Raw genomic sequence first — 1,680 nt, forward strand, 5'->3', positions numbered from 1 at the left:
CCGCCAACCCGAACTACGATATTACAGTGGTGGCTGGGAAGCTAACCATTACGCCAACTGCAACGATGGGAAACGTCCTTGTCGGCAATCAGACTAAGGTTTATGACGGCGATGCCAGCACCGATCCAACCACCTTTGACGTTACCCTGCCAAAAGGGATGACGGCACCTAAAGATGCTTGGGCAGCGGCTGATTTTGATACCAGCAAGATTAACAGTCAGAACGTTGGTGACTACGATGTGACTTTGAGTCAAGCCGGACTGGCTAAGCTCCAGGCGGCCAATCCGAATACCACGATTGATGCAAAGAGTGTCACTGCTGGGAAGTTCACCATTACCAAAGCACCCATCACGATTACCGGGCCAACGGTCACTAAAGTTTATGATGGTCAGCCGTACAGCGATAAGACCAAATTGGTTGCCACCATTGCCGGTAAGCCCAAAGCTGGGGTTGATCTTACGACGCCGCAATTGGGTGATATCAGTAAGGATGTCGACGTTGGTGACTATGACATTGCGGTGATGATTGATGCGGATGCTAATCCGAACTACGCTATCACGACTAAGGCAGGTCAGTTAACCATTACGCCAAGCACGACGACTGACAAGGTCGTCGTCAACGGTGACACTAAAGTTTATGACGGCGACGCCAGCACGGATCCAACCACCTTTAAGGTAACCTTACCAAAAGGCATCACGGCACTAAAAGATGGCTGGAAAGCCGCTGACTTTGACGCCAAGATTACCAGCCAGAACGTTGGTAGTTACGATGTCACTTTGAGTAAAGCCGGAATTGCCAAATTGCAGGCGGCTAATAAGAACACCACGATTGACACTGATAATGTCACTCCCGGTAAGTTCACCATTACCCCAGCGAAAGTAACGGTTACTGGGCCAACGGTCACCAAGGTTTATGATGGTCAGCCGTATAGCGATCAGACGAAGTTAGTCGCGACGGTGACTGACAAACCCAAACTGGGTGTCGATGTGGTTTCTCAATTAGGCGACATTAGTAAGGACGTCAACGTTGGAAGTTACGATATCCCGGTAACTGCCGATGCGAAGGCTAACCCGAACTACGAGGTGACGGTGGTTGCAGGTAAGCTGACGATTACGCCAACGACCACTACTGACAAGGTCGTGGTTGACGGCGATACCAAAGTTTACGATGGGGATGCCAGCACGGATCCAACGACCTTTAAAGTGGAATTGCCTAAGGACATTAGTGCCCCAACGGCTGGCTGGACGCAGGATGATTTTGATACTTCTGGCATTAACAGTCAAAACGTTGGTAGCTATGATGTTACTTTGAGCAAGGCTGGCTTAGCTAAGCTCCAAGCAGCTAATGCCAATACCACGATTGATGCTAACAACGTGACTGCTGGTAAGTTTACGATTACTCCAGCACCAATTATCATCACCGGTCCAAACGTCACCAAGGCTTACGATGGTGATCCGTACACCGGTCCGGTTAATATCGATGTTAAGGGTCAGCCAACTAACGGTGACAAGGTGAACTACACAGTTGGCGACATCAGCAAGGACACCGCCATTGGCACCTACCCAATCACGATCACGGCCGCTGCCAGCGACAATCCTAACTACACGATCACCATCAATCCAGGGACGTTAACCATTACGCCAGCGACGGTCGATAAGAGCGCGATTAACTTGCAGCCCA

1 protein-coding gene is annotated in these 1,680 nt (G+C 50.2%); it reads left to right on the forward strand.

Annotated elements, in window-relative coordinates; all coding sequences use genetic code 11:
- The coding region (locus FC98_RS14930; RefSeq protein WP_162254974.1) for an MBG domain-containing protein at positions 1 to 1,680 on the forward strand (1,680 nt) is incomplete at both ends.

The sequence above is a fragment of the Lentilactobacillus kisonensis DSM 19906 = JCM 15041 genome, from assembly GCF_001434135.1.
Taxonomy (GTDB): domain Bacteria; phylum Bacillota; class Bacilli; order Lactobacillales; family Lactobacillaceae; genus Lentilactobacillus; species Lentilactobacillus kisonensis.